Origin of the sequence: Pseudomonas sp. HMSC066A08, from assembly GCF_001813025.1 — a bacterium.
Taxonomy (GTDB): Bacteria; Pseudomonadota; Gammaproteobacteria; order Pseudomonadales; family Pseudomonadaceae; genus Pseudomonas; species Pseudomonas aeruginosa.
The window spans coordinates 1-535 of the sequence record NZ_KV811196.1; the positions used below are offsets into that span (position 1 = coordinate 1).

Consider the following 535-nt stretch of genomic DNA (forward strand, 5'->3'; position numbering starts at 1 on the left):
CCTGTTGCTCAATGTACTGGCGGATAATGGATATTGGTGCGCCACCACAACTCCCCGCGAAATAACTCGGCGACCAAAGAACCCCCTTGTAGTAATAACGTTGGGCAATATCAGGAAAGACTACTTTCATAAAGTCACCAGCGAAATCAGCAAAAACCACGCAATGATTGTCATTGAGGACTTAAAGGTCAGTAACATGTCTAAATCGGCAAAAGGTACGACAGAACGGTATGGACGGAACGTAAAAGCTAAATCTGGTTTAAACCGCTCAATACTGGAGCAGGGCTGGTATGAAATGCGCCGTCAGCTTGAGTACAAGCAGCTCTGGCGAGGTGGTCAGGTAGTGGCAATACCACCGGCCTACACCAGTCAGAAGTGCGCTTGCTGTGGTCATACAGCAAAGGAAAACCGCCAGTCACAAAGTCAATTCGAGTGCCTTGAATGTGGATATACAGCGAATGCTGATATCAACGGGGCACGTAACATTTTAGCGGCAGGACATGCCGTGCTTGCCTGTGGAGGGAGGGTGCAGTCA

1 protein-coding gene and 1 pseudogene are annotated in these 535 nt (G+C 49.0%); one reads left to right on the top strand and one right to left on the bottom strand.

All coding sequences use genetic code 11. The features are described 5' to 3' along the window. Positions 1-115, bottom strand: a pseudogene (locus HMPREF2886_RS32615) (transposase); the annotation flags it as partial. 48 nt (positions 116-163) lie between these two features. On the opposite strand from HMPREF2886_RS32615, the gene HMPREF2886_RS32620 reads away from it, so the two are divergent. Then, positions 164-535 (top strand): RNA-guided endonuclease InsQ/TnpB family protein (locus tag HMPREF2886_RS32620; protein WP_256562476.1); only part of this gene is annotated, 372 nt, incomplete at its 3' end.